Origin of the sequence: Megasphaera sp. AF13-6AC, assembly GCF_027685385.1 — a bacterium.
GTDB lineage: Bacteria > Bacillota > Negativicutes > Veillonellales > Megasphaeraceae > Megasphaera > Megasphaera micronuciformis.
This window is the reverse complement of the sequence record NZ_JAQCUN010000261.1, coordinates 1-967: the sequence shown is the minus strand read 5'-3', so window position 1 is coordinate 967 and position 967 is coordinate 1. Positions and strand designations below refer to the sequence as shown.

Sequence of the window (967 nt, the reverse complement as noted above, 5' to 3'; positions counted from 1 at the left end):
CAGGAACTTAGCTGACGCACCTATGTCCATGCGCGACTACTTTGGTGATTCTTTGGGAATCGATTACTATTTCCGCGTACCAAGAAGTTATAGCAGACGCGGCATATTCAGCATTGATGAACCTTGCCAAACAATAAGAGGCGTAGACAGACCGATTCCTCCAGGATATCCCGGTCACCCTTCCGACCCAGTCGAGATAGGACCACAAGTCCGTGCGCTGACTATTGAGGAACGCAGCTATGTCCAGACTTTCCCCAGGGACTTTGTTTTCCAAGGGAATAAAACCGATCTTAATCAGATGATTGGCAACGCTGTCCCGGTAAAGCTGGCTGAATATGTCGCTACCGCACTACGGACATATGACCGCAAACCGAAACGGAGAAAAGAAAATGCGAACGATTGATTTATTTAGCGGCTGCGGAGGGATGTCGCTCGGCTTCCAAAACGCTGGCTTTGATGTTGTCGCAGCTTTTGATAATTGGGAACCTGCCGTAAACATCTCTAGCAAGAATTTCACTCATCCCATCTATAAAGCCGACTTAAACGAAGATGCTCCGGTTAATCAAATCGAGGAGCTTCATCCTGATATTATTATTGGAGGTCCCCCATGTCAGGACTTCTCAATAGCCGGATACAGAAACATGGGCGAACGCGCAAATCTTACTATTCGCTATGCGGAGATTATCAGCCGACTCAAACCTAAATGGTTTGTAATGGAGAATGTATATAACATTGAGAGGATGCCTGTTCTACCCAAGGCAACAAAGATATTTAAGGATGCGGGATATGGTCTTACCACAAGAATTCTTAACGCAAGTTACTGTGGCGTACCGCAGGCGAGAATGCGGTTCTTCATGGTGGGACATCTCGGAGACAAAGATGATTTTCTCGGCGAACTACTTGATGGGAGACAAACCGAAAAGCCGATGACCGTTTACGACTATTTAGGCGATTCCCTTCATACCGA

At 46.6% G+C, this 967-nt stretch carries 2 protein-coding genes; both read left to right on the top strand.

Annotated elements, in window-relative coordinates; genetic code table 11:
* Window positions 1-403 (top strand): DNA cytosine methyltransferase (locus tag PGX78_RS08710; protein ID WP_270446564.1); only part of this gene is annotated, 403 nt, incomplete at its 5' end.
* Window positions 390-967: DNA cytosine methyltransferase (locus tag PGX78_RS08705; protein WP_270446563.1), on the top strand; the 578-nt coding region annotated here is incomplete at its 3' end. The genes PGX78_RS08710 and PGX78_RS08705, both read left to right, overlap by 14 nt.